This is a genomic window from Methylocystis parvus (assembly GCF_049675845.1).
GTDB classification, from domain to species: domain Bacteria; phylum Pseudomonadota; class Alphaproteobacteria; order Rhizobiales; family Beijerinckiaceae; genus Methylocystis; species Methylocystis parvus_A.
In genome coordinates this window covers 3,331,994-3,347,842 of the sequence record NZ_CP187161.1, presented here as the reverse complement: position 1 = coordinate 3,347,842, position 15,849 = coordinate 3,331,994, and the positions used below count along the sequence as shown (strand labels likewise).

Sequence of the window (15,849 nt, the reverse complement as noted above, 5' to 3'; positions counted from 1 at the left end):
GGGGTTAGCGCCGCGCCTCGCGCAGAAGGCCGCTGACCGGCCTGAACGTAAACCGCACCTCGTGCCGCCCCTCGGGAATCGCCACGGCGCGGAACAGCACATTGGCGCGCAGAATCTCCGCGTCCTGCCCGTCCAGCGTCGCGAACCACCAGGGGTGCCAGACGTCGTTGAGAACGAGCCAGCCGCCGCCGGGCGGCGCATTGGCCTCAACGACCACCTCCGTATTGCCGTAGGAGACCAGCCGCGCGCGCGTCGCGTCGGGCGGCAGATCCTTGCGCGTGTGGCAAAGCGGCGGCTCCTCGAGCAGCACCGTCTCGCGGTAATCCGCCTCGGGCCATTCGCCGGTTTCGACCATGCGGGCGAAATCCACATGCATGGCGCAGGTGACGACCATGACGCGGGGATAGGCGCTCTTGTTCTCGTAGATATGGACCTTGCCGATCTGCGTCAGCTCGGAGAAATCGCCCGGCTTGTAACGCTTGTCGATCTCTTCGATCGGCACGCCCGTCGCGACATAGCGCAAGCCGAGCATGTCCGAGAGCGGCGAGCGGTATTCTGGATACAGCTTCGAAAATTCGCGCTGCTCCGGCAGCGCGAGATGATCGCCCGCGCCGGTCGCGTCCTCCAGAATTTTCAGACGGATCGGATTGTAGCCGAGATCGTGATCGAGGCCCTGGACGAGCGTGGCGTTGGGCCAGTGGAAGTCGATGGCCGCGAGTTCGACGCGGTCGCGTCGGTCGGGCGCGGCGTTCTCCTTCAGCCGCTCTTTCAGGAAGGCGATGACCGGGTCTTTCGATTCGGGCCGGAGCACGTCGAACTGGTCGGGCGACAGCGCGGTCGATTCGCTGGGGCCGTTATTGACGGCGAGATCGACGGCCGTCACCGCGGCGACAGCGGCGATCAGGGCTGGCCCGCGCAGCTTGCCGGCTCCGGTCAGCGCAACGAGCGCGACGGAAGCGGCCGCAAAAACGGCGCTGATCGCGAGCGGCAGGATTGCCTGCGCAAGATGGCCTTTCATCGCCGCATAGGCGGCGGCGCTGATGAACAGCGCGCCGACAGCGCCGGCGAGCGCCAGCAAATTCGGCTTCGCGCCGCGCGCGACGAGCGTAAAGCCGTAGCCCGCGAGAATCGCCAGCGCGAAGCCGAAGAGGAAGGTGGCGTCGGCCGGGCGGCGCCACAGGTCGACGCCGGGTATGTGGTAGAGATAGGCGAAGGCAGGCGTGTAGCGGCCGAGCGCATAGAGCGCGAAGACGATCAAGGCCCCGGCGAAGAAGCGTGCCTCCCTGTCCGCGAAGAAGCGGCGCCCGAAGGCGGCGATGAGCGCGACGATCGCCATTTCGCCCGCATAGACGTCCGTCATGTTTCGCGCGAGATAAAGGTCCTTCTCGCCGACCGGCGGCCCCCAAAAAGAGGCGAGCGGCCCGGCCGTGCCGAACAGATTTGCGCAGATGAGGGTCAAGAAGGACGCCGGCGGCAGCGATCCCTTATGCGCGCCGTCGAGATCGATCTCCGGACGGTTGGAGTTCGCCGCCAGTTCCAGCGTGAAGGCGAGCGGCACGGCGATGATCGCCGCGCCGACCACGGCGCCAGCGAGCAGCGGGGTGATGGCGGTGACGGCGGGCGCATCGTCCGTCGCAACACGATAGAGCGCATAGGCGGCAAGCGTCAGCACGCTCAGAAAGGCGACCTGATCGCGCCCGAGCACTAGAAAGGCCGCAACGGCCCCCGCCGCAGCGCCATAGGCGATGGAACCGCGATCGAGCGCGCGCGCCAATAGCCACAATGTCACCGGCAGCCAGGAGAGGCTCATCACCTGCCCGGTATGCTGGATGCGCCACGCCGCCGAGCCGCCAAAGGCGAAAGCGAGCGCTGCGATCAGCCCGCCGGCGGCGCTCCAGTCGCGATCACGGAAGTAGGCCATCAGAGCGAGGCCGCCCATCGCCAGCATCGCGAAGACGATCGCGTCCTCCAGCACGAAGGAAGGCTCGGGAACCAGCGCCGCCGCGATCAGAAAGAAGGGCGAGAAGATCAGCGATTGCGGATCCGCGATCTGCGGCATGCCGGCGAAGACATTGGGCGTCCAGAAGGGCGACTGGCCGGAATGCAGCGCATGGGCGAGAAAAGCGAATTGCGGCTGGAAGTGCGCCTTGGCGTCCCATGGGATGGTGACGCGGCCCGAGAGCCAGGGAAAGGCGAGCGCCAGCGCGCAGATGAGAAAGAGGAGCGCGGCGAGCGCGAAGGGCTCGCGGGTTTCGGCGTCATGTGAGACAGCGGTCGACATGGTCGGCTTTTAGCGCCTCCGCGCGACGGCGCAAAATCGGCCGCCGCGCGGCGAGCGCCCTATGCCGGCAAAGACTCGGAGCCGATTGGAAAAAGGCATTCTCCCGTCGTCACCACCAGCGCGTCCCAGTCTCGCGCGTCGACTGGATGGCCGCCGGTGAATTCGCCGAAAGAGGGCAGGACGATCTCCCGTCCCCGCAGGCAGAAGCAAGGGAGCCGGAGGCGGTCGTGGCCGGGGCCCGAGAGCCGCGCGACCGGATGGATGTGGCCGGAGAGCAGTATGGGACCAGCGGTCCCGGTCTCAACCCCGACGACATGATGCCAGCCTTCGACGCCGTTGAGCGCGAAAGGCTCATCGAGACTCTCGAAGCCGCAATCCGCCGGCGCGTCTCCCGCGTGGAGATCATGATTGCCGCGCACCACGACGCATTCGGCGCCCCCGCGCGCCGCGCGCCACTCCCGCAACTGCGTGAGCAGCCCCTGCGTGCGGCCGGAGCGCGCATGAAAGAAATCGCCGAGCACGACGAGGCGGCGCGCATCATGCGCGTCGATGAGCGCGCCAAGGCGGGCGAGATTCTCCTGCGTCGTGCCGCGCGGCACAGGCTGACCATGCGCGCGAAAACTCGCCGCCTTGCCAAGATGAAGGTCCGCGATCCAGAGCGTGCGCGTCTGCGACTGCCACACGGCGCGCTCCGGCAGCAGCGTCAGCCCGCGATAGTCGAAACTCCGCGCCGTCATGCGTCGGCGGCGGAATTGAGCTGCGTCAGCATGCGCTCGATGCGGGCGTTGAAGCTTTCCGTCGAGAGGCTCTCGCGGAAACGCTCCGCGATGAGGGGAAAGGCGAGCGGCGAGCAGCGCTTCAGCGCGACATGCGCGAGACGACGTTCATTCATGCGGGTCAGGGCGTCATGCAAGCGGCGCACGTCCAGCTCGTCCTCCAGCAACTCGCGCTCGGCCTGTCTCAGCAGGCCGTTCTCGGGATCGTATTTTCGAAAGACGTCGTAGAACAGGCTGGATGACGCCTGCAACTGCCGCGCGCTCTTGCGCTCGCCCGGATAGCCGTTGACGACGAGCCCCGCGATCTGCGCGATGTCGCGAAAGCGGCGACGCGCCAGTTCAGCGGCGTTGAGACTGTCGATGACCTCGTCGCGCGTGGCCTCAAGGCTGCGCGCTTCGATGAGGCGCGGCAGATCCGCCGCCCAGTCGCGCGGCGCGCCGCTCAGGATCTCGAAGCCGTAATCGTTCACGGCGATGGAGAAGGTGCCGGGCGCGATCTGCGCCGCGCGCCAGGCGATGAGGCTCGCAAGGCCCAGATGCGCATTTCGCCCGGCGAAGGGATAGAGAAAGAGATGCCAGCCCTCGCGTGATTTCAGAGTCTCTGCGAGAAGCGTCTGCGGCGTGGGCAAAGCGGACCAGCGCTGCTGCAATTGCAGGAGGGGCTTTGCTGCCTCCATTTCAGGAGATGAGAAATCTCCCTCGGCGGCGCGCGCCAGCGTCTCGACCATTTCGTCGGCGAGCGTCGTCGAGAGCGGCATACGCCCGCCCATCCAGCGCGGCGTGGCGCCGGAGCCGACGCCTTTCTTCACGAAGGCGGTGAGGTCGCGCACGGTCACAAGTTCGAGCAGCTTTCCGGCAAACCAGAATTTGTCGCCCGGCTTCATTCGCGCGATGAAACTTTCCTCCACCGTCCCGAGCTTCTGCCCGCGCGGGAAATATTGCACCATCACGCTCGCATCCGAGACGATGGCCCCGATATTGAGTCGATGGCGCAGAGCGAGCCGCTTGTCTGCGACGCGCCAGACGCCGTCAGGCCCCGGCGTCACGCGGCGGAAGTCCGGATAGGCCCGAAGCGTCGGCCCGCCTTGGCGCACGAAGTCGAGACACCAGCGCCAGTTCTCGTCGGAGAGATTTTCATAGGCCACGGTCTCGCGGACCTCCGCCAGCAGGTCGTCGGGCGTAAAGCCCCCGCCGAGGCCGATCGTGACGAGATGCTGCGCGAGCACGTCGAGCGGCGCGACGGGCGACGTGCGGCTTTCAATATGGCCGTTGCGGATCGCCGATTGCACGGCGGCGGATTCCACAAGCTCCAGACTATGGCTCGGCACCAGCGTCACGCGCGAGGCGCGGCCCGGCGCATGTCCGCTGCGGCCGGCGCGTTGCAAGAGCCGCGCGACGCCCTTGGGCGAACCGATCTGCAAGACGCGCTCGACGGGGAGGAAGTCGACGCCGAGATCGAGGCTCGACGTGCAGACGACCGCCTTCAGCGCGCCTTCCTTCAAGCCGCGTTCAACGGCGTCCCGCTCCTCTTGCGCGAGCGAGCCATGATGAATGGCGACAAGGTCAGCCCAATCCGGCCGAAGGCGCAGAAAATGCTGCCGCCAAAGCTCCGCCTGCGAGCGGGTGTTGGTGAAGAGCAGCGTGCTGTTATGGGCCTCGATCTCCGAGACGACCTGCCGCGCCATCTTGATCCCGAGATGGCCCGCCCAGGGGAAGCGCTCGGGCGCGTCGGGAATGAGCGTGTCGATGATGAGCTTCTTCTTCAGCCGCGCTTCGATGAGCGCGCCTTCGCCATGCGGACCCAGCAGCGCCCGCTTGGCGGCGTTCAAATCACCGAGCGTCGCGGACATGCCCCAGGTGAGAAGCTCCGGCCGCCAGCGGCGCAGCCGCGCAAGCGCAAGCTGCGTCTGCACGCCGCGTTTGTTGCCGATGAGTTCGTGCCATTCATCGACGACGACGCAGCGCAGATCGGCGAAATAATCGCGGGCGTTTTCGCGCGAGAGCAATAGCGACAGACTCTCGGGCGTCGTGACGAGCACGGTCGGCGGCTTGCGGCTTTGCGACGCGCGCTGACTCGACGAGGTGTCGCCGGTGCGCAGGCCGAGCGACCATTGCGGGCCCCCCTTGTCATGGGCTTGCACGCCCGCGAGCGCTTCGGTCAAAGCGCGCGTCGTGTCGGCGGCCAGCGCGCGCATGGGCGTCACCCACAACATGGTCAGGCCATTTGGCGGCGCGCTGCGCAAAGCCTGCCAGGCGCCAAAAGCCACGGCGAGCGTCTTGCCCGAGCCTGTCGTCGCGTGAAGCAGCCCGCTCTCGCCGGCCATCATGCGCGCCCAGACTTCCTTCTGAAAGTCGAAAGGCTTCCAGCCCTTCTCCGCAAACCACGCCGCGACGGCGCGATCCATCGTCACGCGCTCAAGCATGGCGCACTGGCAGAAGTTCGCGCAGCGACTGCAGCGTGTCGGCCTCTTCGACGGGTTTGTCGAGCCGCCAGCGCAACATGCGCGGGAAGCGCACGGCGACGCCGCTCTTGTGGCGCTTGCTCTCGGCGATGCCTTCAAAACCCAGCTCGAAGACAAGCGTCGGCTTCACGCTGCGCACGGGGCCGAATGTCTCGACCGTCGTCTTGCGGATGATGGCGTCCACCGCGCGCATCTCGTCGTCGGTGAGGCCCGAATAGGCTTTGGCGAACGGCACGAGCGCGCGCTCTTCAGCGTGTGGCGGATCGCTCCACACCGCAAATGTGTAGTCACTGTAAACGCCGGAACGCCTTCCGTGACCGCGCTGCGCGTAGATCAGCACGGCGTCGACGCTCATCGGGTCGAGCTTCCATTTCCACCAGACATTCTCGCGATCGGAGCCCTTGCGCCGCCCGACGCCATAGGCGCCCGCGCGCGCCTTCAGGATCATGCCTTCGACGCCGAGCGCGCGCGCTTCCTCGCGCTTGGCGTAGAGAGACGGCCAATCCGGCGCGGTCAGCAACGGGCTCAGTCGCAGCGGAAGAGACACGCCGAAATCCCGCGCGCGGGAGGTTGCGTCCGCAACCAGCGCCTCCAAAACCCGCCGCCTTTCCGCTTGCGGCGCATCGCGCAAATCCTTCCCGTCTTTTTCCAGAAGGTCATAGGCGATGAACGCCACCGGCAAGTCGCGCAGCATCTTCGCGCTCACCACCTTGCGCCCCAGCCTCTGCTGCAACAGCGCGAAAGGTTGCAGGCCCGACAAATCCTGTGGGCTCGCGCGCTCCCCCTGCATCACGACAAGCTCGCCGTCGAGCGCGACGCCGTCCGGCAGCCAGCGTTGCAATTCCGCAAGGTCTGGATAGGAGTCCGTCACCAGTTCCTCGCCGCGCGACCAGAGCTGCCATTGTCCGCCGCGCTGAACATATTGCGCGCGAATGCCGTCGAACTTCCATTCGACGATCCAGTCGGAGACGGGGCCAAGCGCCGCCGCCATCTCCTCGACCGGGCGCTGAAACGGATGGGCCAGATAGAAAGGATAAGGCTGCCCCGCTTCCAGCGCCGCATCGTCTTCATGGGCAGGCGCCGTGAGCGCGGCGAAATCCGTCGCCGTGGGAACGCGGCCTGCTTGCGTGAAACCCATCATGCGCTGCGCCATGCGCTTGGGCTCGACGCCCGACGCCTGCGCCAGCGCTTGCGACACTTGCAGCCGCGACACGCCGACGCGCAATTCGCCGGTTATCATCTTGAAGAAGATCAACCGCTGCGGCTGCGGCAACTTGCGCGTCCATTCGCAGAGGCGCGCATATTTCTCTTCCTCGGGCGCCATGCGCAAAGGCAGGAGCCGCTCGCGCATCCAGGCGTCGAGCGCCACTTCTTCCGTCTCCTCGCCAATCGGCAGGAGCAGCGCAAGCGTCTCCGCGAGATCGCCCACCGTGGAATAGCATTCGTCGAAGAGCCATTCGGGAAGCTGCGCTTCCTCCAGCGCCAGTCGTCGCAACAGCTTTGTCGGCGCAAGCTGGCGCGGCTTGCCGCCGGCGAGGAAATAGATTGCCCAGGCCGCGCTCGCATGTTGCGCGGGATCGTCCATTGCGGCGCGAAGATAGGCGCCGAGCGCCTCCTGTTTGCGCTTGATGGCCGTCGCGGCGTCGATCTCGCGATAAAGCGCGGCGAAGGCTTTCACGTCTCGGCCTCTGTTTCCACCGCGCCGCTTTCAGCTTCCTCCTCGCCATATTCGGTATGCATGTCGCGCGCGTCGAGGCCGCTTTCGCGCAGATAGCGCGTCAAGGCGCCGACAGAGCCATGCGTGACGTAAACGCGCTCGGCGCCGGTCGCGTGGATCGCCTCCAGCAAGCCCGGCCAATCGGCGTGATCGGACAGCGCGAAACCCTGATCGACGCCGCGGCGACGCCGATTGCCGCGTATCTGCATCCAGCCGCTGGCGAAGGCGTCGGAATAATCGCCAAATCGCCGCATCCACGGACTCGCCGCGGCGGACGGCGGCGCGACGATCAGCGCGCCGGCGAAGGCGTTCTTGCCGGAGGCCTGCGAAACGAGCTTCGTCGCGGGCAACTCGACGCCCTGCCTACGATAGATCTCGTTTATCGGCTCGATCGCGCCGTGGCAGTAGATCGGTCCGAAAGACGCGTCGACATTGGCGAGAAGGCGCTGCGCCTTGCCGAGGCCGTAAGCGAAGACGACGCTCGCCCGCCCCGCTTCGGCGTTGCCGCGCCACCATGCGTCGACATCCGCCATCACCTCCGCCTGCTTGCGCCAGCGATAGATGGGAAGGCCGAATGTCGACTCGGTGATGAACACGTTGCAGCGCACCGGCTCGAAAGGCGCGCTTACATTGTCGGCTTCCGTCTTGTAGTCGCCCGAAGCGACCCAGACCTCGCCGTCATGCTCGACGCGCACCTGCGCCGAGCCCAGCACATGGCCGGCGGGATGCAGCGAAAGCGTAACGCCGTTGATCTCGATCCGCTCGCCGTAATCGAGTGTCTGAATTGGAATGTCGCCCAGCCGCTTGCGCAGGATGGGCGCGCTGTCCCTTTGACAGAGATAGGCCTGCGAACCCCAACGCGCATGATCGGAATGACCATGCGTGATCACCGCGCGCGCGACAGGCCGCCAGGGGTCGATGTGGAAATCCCCGGCGGGACAATAGAGGCCCTCGGGCGTCGCGACGATGAGCTCCATGGTCCGCCGAAGATGGGACCTGCGCCCAGAAGCGACAAGGCGCCGCCAGAGCCGCGCCCTGCGATTCGATCAAGTTTTCACGGATTTCGCCGGATTGCTGGCGCCATGTTTGCGACGGCGTACGCGGGGACGCACACGGATGGATTGCAACCGCCATGGATATTTTCCGCGAAGCCGAAGGCGTTGACTTCGGAACCCTGCCCGGTCCGGTCGACACGCTGCTGCAACAGGGCGTCGTCGCCTATCGCAGCGACAGATTGCGCGCGGACCGCCTTTTTCGACAGGCGCTGGACCTCGCGCCGGAAGCGCTCGCCGCCTATTTCTGTCTCTATAAGATCCACACTTATATGGGAAATCTCGACGTCGCGAAGGAGGCGGCGCTCGACGGCATGCGCGAAGCCGCGCGCCAGGCCGGCTGGGCGAGCGATCCAAAGCTCTGGCCCAAGGGCCAGTCGCACACGGACGGGCCGGCGCGCTTCGCGCTGTTCACGCTGAAAGCCTTGAGTTTCATCGAATTGAAGCGGGGCGATCATGCGGCGGCGGACGCTTTGCTGCGGATACTCGCCGCCCTCGACCCCTCGGGCAGCGTCGGTTGGCCTGTCATCGCCGCCCTCGCCGACGGAACGGCTTAAAGCGCATTCCGCAAAAATTGACAGACTTTTGCGATCAGGATGCGCGCCAGCCTTGTGACTTTGCGCGTCGATTGTCGGAAAAGCGACGGGCGAAGCGAGGCGCTTTTCTCTATATGATAGTGGCGGTGCAGCCTTGCGCCGCCATCGTCTTTTAGAAGGCCCTCGCTTGAACCCTCTATCGGTCCGCGCCCGGCAGGCGCCCGCCGACACGCTCGCCTCCCCGCTGCTGCGCGTCGTCAATCTGCGTAAATCCTACGCAACGCCCCAGGGCCCCCTGCCCGTGCTGCGCGGCGTCGATCTTGTCCTTCGCGCCGGCGAAACCCTTGCGCTGATGGGCGAATCCGGCAGCGGCAAGAGCACGCTGCTGCATCTTGTCGGCGCGCTCGATCGCGGCGACGCGGGCGAGATCCTGCTCGAAGGCGTCGACATTGAAAGGCTGTCCGAGAACGCCCGCGCGGCGCTGCGGCGCGAGGCGATCGGCGTCGTCTTCCAGCAATTCAATCTCGTCGCCAGCCTCACCGTCGCCGAGAACCTCGCCTTTCAGGCGCGTCTCGCGGGTCGCTACGACCCTGACTGGCAGGCGCGGCTCACCGCGCGGCTCGGACTCGACGCGCTCGCGGCGCGTTATCCCGAGCAGCTCTCCGGCGGCCAGCAACAGCGCGTCGCCGTCGGCCGGGCGCTCGCCGTGCGGCCCAAGCTTCTGCTCGCGGACGAGCCCACGGGCAATCTGGACGAGGCGGCTGGCGACGCGGTAATGGCCCTGACGCTCGACCTCGTCGCCGAGACGGGCTGCGCTTTTCTCATGGTGACGCACAGCGCGCGTCTCGCGGCGCGGCTGGAACGCCAGGAGACGCTCATTGCGGGCGCTCTGTCCGCGTCATGAGAGAGACATTCTTCGCGCTCGCCGCTTTGATGAGCCATTGGCGCCGGCACAAGGCCAATTTCGCGACGCTCATCATCGGCCTTTCCATCGCTACGGCTCTGTGGAGCGGCGTGCAGGCGCTGAATGCGCAGGCGCGCAAGAGCTATGACAGCGCGGCGGCCGTCTTCTCTGGCGGCGATCTGCAAAATCTCGTCGCGTCGCGCGGCGGCTTCTTTCCGCAGGACTTGTTCGTGCGACTGCGGCGCGCGGGCGTGAAGGTCTCGCCGGCAATAGAAGGCGCCGTGCGCATCGGCGAGAAGAACATCCGGCTCATTGGAATCGAGCCCCTGACATTGCCCGCTGCGACGACGCTCGCGCCCTTGCATGAAAATGACGAGGCGAAGAACATTCTGACGGGCGAAGGCCGCAGCTTCGCCGCGCCGCAGACCTTGCACGACCTTCGGCTCGAACAAGGCGCGCGCGTGAAGACGGGGCGCGGCTTCATGCTGCCGCCCATTTATGAGATCGAGCAGGCGCCGCCGGGCGCCATCGTGGTGGACATCGGGGTCGCACAGAAGGCGCTCGACAAGCCGCAGCGCCTGTCGCGCCTCATCGTCTCGAACGAAACGCGCCTCGATCCCGCGAAGCTCAACGAGATCGCGGGCGATGCGCTGCGCATCGTGGAGCCCGATGAGGAAAGCGACCTCTCCCGCCTCACCGACAGTTTCCATCTCAACCTCACCGCATTCGGGCTGCTCGCCTTTCTCGTCGGCTTCTTCATCGTCAACGCCTCCTTCGGCCTCGCCTTCGAGCAGCGATTGCCCACCGTGCGAACGCTGCGCGCGCTCGGCGTCTCGGCGCGCGCGCTTTCCGTCGCGCTCTTCTGCGAACTTGTCGTCTTCACCTTTCTCGCAGGCGGCCTTGGCGTCGTCGGCGGATACTTCATCGCGGCCGCCCTGCTGCCGGACGTCGCGGCCAGTCTCGAAGGGCTCTATGGCGCGCAGCTTTCAGGAACGCTTGCGCTCGACTGGCGCTGGTGGCTGTCGGGCGTCGCCATGGCGGGCGCCGGCGCGCTGCTCGCAGCGGGAAGCGGCCTGCTGAAAACGCTGCGCCTGCCCGTGCTTTCCGTCGCGCGCCCCATCGCCTGGCGCGAGGCGCATCAGCGCTATCTGCGCCGGCAGGCAGTCTTCGCCGCCCTCGCGCTCATCGGCGCCGCGCTCGCCTATCGCCTCGCGGACGGGCTCGTCATGGGCTTCATGGTGATCGCGCTCGCTTTGCTCGGCGCCGCTTTGTTCCTCCCCCTCGCGCTCGAAGCCATGTTGCGCCTTGGCGAGCGCTTTGCGGAGCGCCCGCTCGCACGCTGGTTCTTCGCCGACGGACGGCAGGAGATTTCGGGCCTCTCGCTCGCGCTCATGGCGCTGCTGCTGGCGCTCGCGACAAATATCGGCGTCGGCGGCATGGTCGAGGGCTTCCGCCAGACATTTGTGGGCTGGCTCGACGACAGGCTCATCGCGGAAGTCTATTACGAGGCCGCAACGCCCGCCGACGCGCGCGAAATCGAGCAATGGATCGAGACGCGCCCCGAGGTCACGGCGATCCTGCCCGTCTGGCGCGCCAAGACGCGGCTCTCCGATTGGCCGGTCGAAATCATCGGCATGGTTCCGCACGAAACATATTCGGCGCACTTCACCCTGCTCGAAGGCGGCGCGGACGCATGGCGCGCTTTGCACGAGGAAGACGCCGTGCTGATCAGCGAGCAGCTTGCGCGCCGCCTTCATGTATCGCTCGGCGCGACGCTCGACATTCCGACATCGCGCGACGCATGGCGGGCGAAAATCGTGGGCGTCTTCCCCGACTACGGCAATCCGCGCGGGCAATTGCGGGTGGATCACGCGCGCGTCGCGCAGCATTTCCCCGACTATCCCGGCGTGCATTATTCGCTGCGCGTCGCCGACGCCGACGTTCCGCGCCTGATGGAGGACATGCGCACGCGCTTCGGGCCGAAGATCGCGCGCCTCATCGACAACGCCGAGGTGAAGAAGATCTCGAAAGACATTTTCGAGCGCACATTCACCGTCACGGCGGCGCTCAACACGCTGACGCTCATCGTCTCGGCCATCGCGCTTTTCGCGAGCCTGCTGACGCTCAGCAATCTGCGCATCGCCCATATCGCGCCAGTATGGGCGGTCGGCGTCACGCGACGCCGGCTCGCGGGGCTGGAGCTTTTGCGCATCCTGCTTTTTTCTGCGGGCGCCGCGCTCCTCGCCATTCCGCTCGGCGTCTTCATGACATGGGGCCTCGTCGCCATCGTCAACGTCGTCGCCTTCGGCTGGCGCCTGCCGCTGCATGTCTTCCCGACGCAGTGGGGCCAAGTCTTTATCGTCGCGCTCGTCACCGCGCTTTTCGCGGCGCTCGTCCCGGCGCTACGGCTCGCGCGCAGCGCGCCCGCCGAACTGCTGAAAGTCTTCGCCAATGAAAGGTAGGATCGTCGCGCTCGCCTTGCTGCTGCCCGCGCTCGCGCAGGCGCAGAGCTTTGGCGGTCTGGGTTCGGAGGCGCCGGGTTTCGACGTTCCAAGGCCCGGAACGCCCATCGTCTTCCCGAAAGACCATGGCGCGCATCCGACCTTCAGAACCGAATGGTGGTATCTCACCGCAAATCTGCGCGGCGCCGACGGCGCATCATACGGCGTGCAATGGACGCTCTTTCGCCACGGGCTCGAAGCCGGCAAGGGCGAGGGCTGGGACGACCGCAATATCTGGATGGCGCACGCCGCGGCGACGCGCGCCGGCGAACATCTCTTCGCGCAACTCATCGCGCGCGGCGGCGTCGGACAGGCGGGCGTCGAAGCCGCGCCCTTCAAGGCGTGGATCGACGACTGGTCTTTCGAGGCGCTCGACGCAGACTTCGCCAAGGCCCGCGTCACGGCGCGCGAGCCGCGCTTTTCCTACGCGTTGAGGCTGACGCGCAACGGGCCGTTCGTCTTGCAGGGCGAAGGCGGCTTCAGCCGCAAGGCGGAGACGGGCCAGGCGTCGCATTATTACAGCGAGCCTTTCTTCTCGGTGGACGGAACGCTCTCTTTCCACGGCCGAGACGTAAAAGTCTCGGGCCGCGCCTGGATGGACCGCGAATGGAGCAGCCAGCCGCTCGCGCCGGATCAGAAGGGCTGGGACTGGTTTTCGCTGCATCTCGCAAATGGCGAGAAGCTCATGCTCTTCCGCCTGCGCGGCGCGCGCGCCTATTTCTCCGGCAACTGGATCGCGGCGGATGGGACGACGCATCTGCTTGCGGGCGACGACATTGCGCTCGAGCCTTTGGCCGAAACGGCTATCGGCGACCACAGGACGCCGACGCGCTGGCGCGTGCGGGTGAAAAGCCGGGGCCTCGACATCGAGACGACGCCGCTCAATCCGCAAAGCTGGAACGGCGGAACGTCGGCTTATTGGGAAGGGCCGATCTCCTTCTCCGGCACGCAGAGCGGCGAGGGCTATCTGGAGATGACGGGCTATTAGAGCGTCGCGAGAAAGCGATCGATCGTCTCGAAAAACGCATCGGGCGCGTTGACGATCTTCGCTTCCGCCATCCGCGCCAGCGCGGCCGCGCGGCGAGGCGAGTTTGGCTCCGCATAATCGCGGATCGCCTGCAGCCAGCCAAGACCGTCGAGCGGATGCAGATAATCCGGCGCGTCGCCGCCGACCTCGCGGAAGACGTCGAGATCCGACGCGATCACCGGCACGCCGGCGACAAGCGCCTCCGCGACGGGAAGCCCGAATCCCTCGCCGAAGGACGGCATCAGCAAAGCGCGCGCCCCCGCCAACAGTCGGCGCAGGCCCGGCGTCGAGAGCCCGGCCGCCTCGACGACATTCGCCGCGAGCGCCGGGCAGCGCGTCATCATGTCCACGACATTCTCGTTGAGCCAGCCGCGCTTGCCGACGACGACGAGCTTCGGCGCCCGCCCGCCCGACGCCAGCTCGCGCCAGACATTGAGCAGGAGCAGATGGTTCTTGCGGGGCTCGATCGTGCCGCAGACGACAAAGTAATCGACGTCCGCCAGCTCCGGCGGCGCAGCGACCTGCGTCTCGAAGACTGGCGACACCGGCAGGCGCGCGACGCAGACGGGGATTTCCGCGCGGCCGTTCTCGGCGGCGAAGGACCGAAACCGCGCCTCCACGTCCCGCGCGCTGACGACGACGCCAGCGGCGAAGCGGCAAATGTTGCGGTTGCGCCTTGGATGCAGCGTCGCCTCGATGGGCCGGAAGAAATGCGGCTGATCGACCGGGAGAAGGTCATAGACGAAGGAGACCGGCTTCACGTCCGGCCGCGAACCGAGCCAGCGCACATACCAGGGGCGGTCGAGCAGGAATTGCGTGCCGTTGAAATAGACTGCGCCTTTTGGAATGTCGCGCAACGGACGCCCGAGATGCAGCGCCCAGTCGCGCAGCGCCCGCCAATTACGCGCGATCCGCTCGGCGCCAGGCTTGCGTTCGAGCCGCGCTTTTGCGACGCGCGCCCCTGCGGGCGCCTTCAGGGCGGCGACGACGGATGGATAGACGGCGTCACGCCCAACATCCGCATCCTCCCGCCAGAAGGCTTCTATTTCATCGATCGCGTCCAGAGCCTTTCGCGTTTCGGCCAGACGCGGACCGAGCGCCGTGCAGGAAAGCGGGACGGCGCCACGGCTCAGGAAATGGCGGGCGAGGGCGAAATCGACCCGGTCGATCCCGTTTGGAGAAGTGTTGAGGCCGCGGGTGACAAGTCGCGTGACGTCATAGACCACCGGCGGCGTGGCGTTTCCGATCACCGGCACTGCAGCGCGCCCGAACGGCACTTCCAGGCTTCAAGCGCGTCATTGGCGCCGCGCACTGCCCGCTCGCTCTCCTTGTCGAGGCAGGTGCGATATTTGAAAACCGCCTTGATGAAGGCCTGGACCTCCCATTCGCACGCATCCGTCGCTTCGGGCGCGTCGATGCAGACGGGCCGCGCTGGCGCCGCGCAAAAGTTGAACCCGCTCGGCGCCTCTGCGAAGCTCGGAACGGAGGAAAAGAAGATGATGACCGTCGCCGCGGCGGGGCGCCGCGCGCGGCTCACTCTTGCGGCCGGCTCTTTCGGGAAGCGTTGCGGAACCACTCTACAGCGTCCTCGATGGCGAGCCGCGCCGGCCTGGTCTCATACCCCAATTCGCGCCGCGCCTTCTGGTCGTCGAAGAACATGCGCGTCCGGGACATTTTCAAGCTGTCGCAATGCAAAAACGGTTCGTAGCCCATCAGGCGCGCGCCCCATTCATTGGCGTAGGCCAAGGGCATGAGCGGTCCCGCAGGCAGCTTGAATCGCGGCGCCGGACGGCCTGTGAGGCGCGAAATCTCCGTCAGGAGGTCGCACAAAGTCAAGTTTTCGCCGCCGAGAATATAGCGCTCGCCGATCCGGCCGCGCTCCATCGCGGCGAGATGGCCGGCGGCGACGTCGTCGACATGGGCGATGTTCAACCCGGTCTCGACATAGGCCGGCATTGCGCCGCGAATGGCTTCGGAGACGACCCGGCCGGTCGGCGTCGGCTTGACGTCTCCCGGCCCGAGCGGCGCCGAGGGACAGACGATGACGGCCGGCAAGCCGTCCTTCTCGATCATCGTCTCGACGAGGCGCTCGGACACGATCTTGCTCTGCTTGTAGGCGCCCACCGCCTTTTCGGGCGCGAGGCGGCTTTCCTCCGTGCACACGCAGCCATTGGCCGCGGCGAGCGTGGCGACGCTGGACGTATGGACGATGCGCTCGACTTCGGCGCGCATGGCCTCCCGCATCACGATCTCGGTGCCGCGAACATTGACGTGGAAGACCGGCGCGGGATCCGGCGCCCAAAGCCTGTAATTGGCGGCGACGTGGAAGACCCGGCGTACGCCCTTCATTGCGGCGCGCACGCTCTCTTCGTCGGTGATGTCCCCGGCGAACGTCTCGAATTCGGGCGAGATATTGTCCTTCGGGCTCGTCGAGCGCACCAGCGTTCGAACGGAATAACCCTGCGCGAGCAACTGGCGCGCGACAGCGCCACCGATAAAGCCGCTCGCGCCAGTGACCAACACGATATCTTTATTGCTCATATGCCAGCGCCGAACCTTGGGAAAGCGGTATGGCGCTTTGCGAACACCACAA

At 66.5% G+C, this 15,849-nt stretch carries 12 protein-coding genes; 4 read left to right on the top strand and 8 right to left on the bottom strand.

The features are described from left to right. Positions 1-4 precede the first annotated feature (4 nt). The 5 genes from ACPFMJ_RS17345 to ACPFMJ_RS17325 are packed head-to-tail and all read right to left on the bottom strand — an operon-like array spanning position 5 to position 8,213. Positions 5-2,281 (bottom strand): hypothetical protein, encoded by a 2,277-nt coding sequence (locus tag ACPFMJ_RS17345; protein WP_424361174.1) that lies wholly within the window; start codon positions 2,279-2,281, stop codon positions 5-7. A gap of 59 nt (positions 2,282-2,340) precedes the next feature. Further along, a complete protein-coding gene (pdeM, locus tag ACPFMJ_RS17340; RefSeq protein WP_424361173.1) occupies positions 2,341-3,018 on the bottom strand; it encodes a ligase-associated DNA damage response endonuclease PdeM in 678 nt (225 codons plus the stop codon). Next, a complete protein-coding gene (locus ACPFMJ_RS17335) occupies positions 3,015-5,462 on the bottom strand; it encodes a ligase-associated DNA damage response DEXH box helicase (protein ID WP_424361172.1) in 2,448 nt (815 codons plus the stop codon). The genes pdeM and ACPFMJ_RS17335 overlap by 4 nt, the downstream gene beginning before the upstream one ends. A 10-nt stretch (positions 5,463-5,472) precedes the next feature. Then, a complete protein-coding gene (locus tag ACPFMJ_RS17330; protein WP_424361171.1) occupies positions 5,473-7,197 on the bottom strand; it encodes an ATP-dependent DNA ligase in 1,725 nt (574 codons plus the stop codon). Continuing rightward, positions 7,194-8,213, bottom strand: coding sequence for a ligase-associated DNA damage response exonuclease (locus ACPFMJ_RS17325; RefSeq protein ID WP_424361170.1), 1,020 nt, complete (start codon positions 8,211-8,213; stop codon positions 7,194-7,196). Before ACPFMJ_RS17325 ends, ACPFMJ_RS17330 begins: the two co-directional genes overlap by 4 nt. Before the next feature lie 155 nt (positions 8,214-8,368). On the opposite strand from ACPFMJ_RS17325, the gene ACPFMJ_RS17320 reads away from it, so the two are divergent. The 4 genes from ACPFMJ_RS17320 (at position 8,369) to ACPFMJ_RS17305 (ending at position 13,217) form a co-directional block, all read left to right on the top strand. Continuing rightward, positions 8,369-8,845: a tetratricopeptide repeat protein gene (locus ACPFMJ_RS17320; protein WP_424361169.1), complete on the top strand. Its 477-nt coding sequence runs from the start codon at positions 8,369-8,371 to the stop codon at positions 8,843-8,845. Between the two features lie 166 nt (positions 8,846-9,011). Beyond that, on the top strand, positions 9,012-9,728 hold the full coding sequence (locus tag ACPFMJ_RS17315; RefSeq protein ID WP_424361168.1) for an ABC transporter ATP-binding protein: 717 nt from the start codon (positions 9,012-9,014) through the stop codon (positions 9,726-9,728). Further along, positions 9,725-12,190: an FtsX-like permease family protein gene (locus ACPFMJ_RS17310; RefSeq protein WP_424361167.1), complete on the top strand. Its 2,466-nt coding sequence runs from the start codon at positions 9,725-9,727 to the stop codon at positions 12,188-12,190. The genes ACPFMJ_RS17315 and ACPFMJ_RS17310 overlap by 4 nt, the downstream gene beginning before the upstream one ends. Continuing rightward, positions 12,180-13,217, top strand: a complete 1,038-nt coding sequence (locus ACPFMJ_RS17305; RefSeq protein ID WP_424361166.1) for a lipocalin-like domain-containing protein — start codon at positions 12,180-12,182, stop codon at positions 13,215-13,217. Before ACPFMJ_RS17310 ends, ACPFMJ_RS17305 begins: the two co-directional genes overlap by 11 nt. On the opposite strand, the gene ACPFMJ_RS17300 is transcribed toward ACPFMJ_RS17305, so the two are convergent. Genes ACPFMJ_RS17300 through hpnA form a run of 3 tightly spaced genes read right to left on the bottom strand, consistent with a single transcriptional unit; the run spans position 13,214 to position 15,797 of the window. After that, positions 13,214-14,512: a glycosyltransferase family 4 protein gene (locus ACPFMJ_RS17300; protein WP_424361165.1), complete on the bottom strand. Its 1,299-nt coding sequence runs from the start codon at positions 14,510-14,512 to the stop codon at positions 13,214-13,216. The two genes, ACPFMJ_RS17305 and ACPFMJ_RS17300, sit on opposite strands and share 4 nt — an antisense overlap. After that, complete coding sequence (locus tag ACPFMJ_RS17295) at positions 14,503-14,793, bottom strand: hypothetical protein (RefSeq protein WP_424361164.1); 291 nt, start codon at positions 14,791-14,793, stop codon at positions 14,503-14,505. Before ACPFMJ_RS17295 ends, ACPFMJ_RS17300 begins: the two co-directional genes overlap by 10 nt. Next, positions 14,790-15,797: a hopanoid-associated sugar epimerase gene (hpnA, locus tag ACPFMJ_RS17290; RefSeq protein WP_424361163.1), complete on the bottom strand. Its 1,008-nt coding sequence runs from the start codon at positions 15,795-15,797 to the stop codon at positions 14,790-14,792. The genes ACPFMJ_RS17295 and hpnA overlap by 4 nt, the downstream gene beginning before the upstream one ends. Between the last annotated feature and the right edge of the window lie 52 nt (positions 15,798-15,849).

Coding starts and splice junctions, on each gene's coding strand:
- ACPFMJ_RS17345 (WP_424361174.1), bottom strand. CDS start 2,281: ATGTCGACCGCTGTCTCACATGACGCCGAAACCCGCGAGCCCTTCGCG.
- pdeM (WP_424361173.1), bottom strand. CDS start 3,018: ATGACGGCGCGGAGTTTCGACTATCGCGGGCTGACGCTGCTGCCGGAG.
- ACPFMJ_RS17335 (WP_424361172.1), bottom strand. CDS start 5,462: ATGGATCGCGCCGTCGCGGCGTGGTTTGCGGAGAAGGGCTGGAAGCCT.
- ACPFMJ_RS17325 (WP_424361170.1), bottom strand. CDS start 8,213: ATGGAGCTCATCGTCGCGACGCCCGAGGGCCTCTATTGTCCCGCCGGG.
- ACPFMJ_RS17320 (WP_424361169.1), top strand. CDS start 8,369: ATGGATATTTTCCGCGAAGCCGAAGGCGTTGACTTCGGAACCCTGCCC.
- ACPFMJ_RS17310 (WP_424361167.1), top strand. CDS start 9,725: ATGAGAGAGACATTCTTCGCGCTCGCCGCTTTGATGAGCCATTGGCGC.
- ACPFMJ_RS17305 (WP_424361166.1), top strand. CDS start 12,180: ATGAAAGGTAGGATCGTCGCGCTCGCCTTGCTGCTGCCCGCGCTCGCG.
- hpnA (WP_424361163.1), bottom strand. CDS start 15,797: ATGAGCAATAAAGATATCGTGTTGGTCACTGGCGCGAGCGGCTTTATC.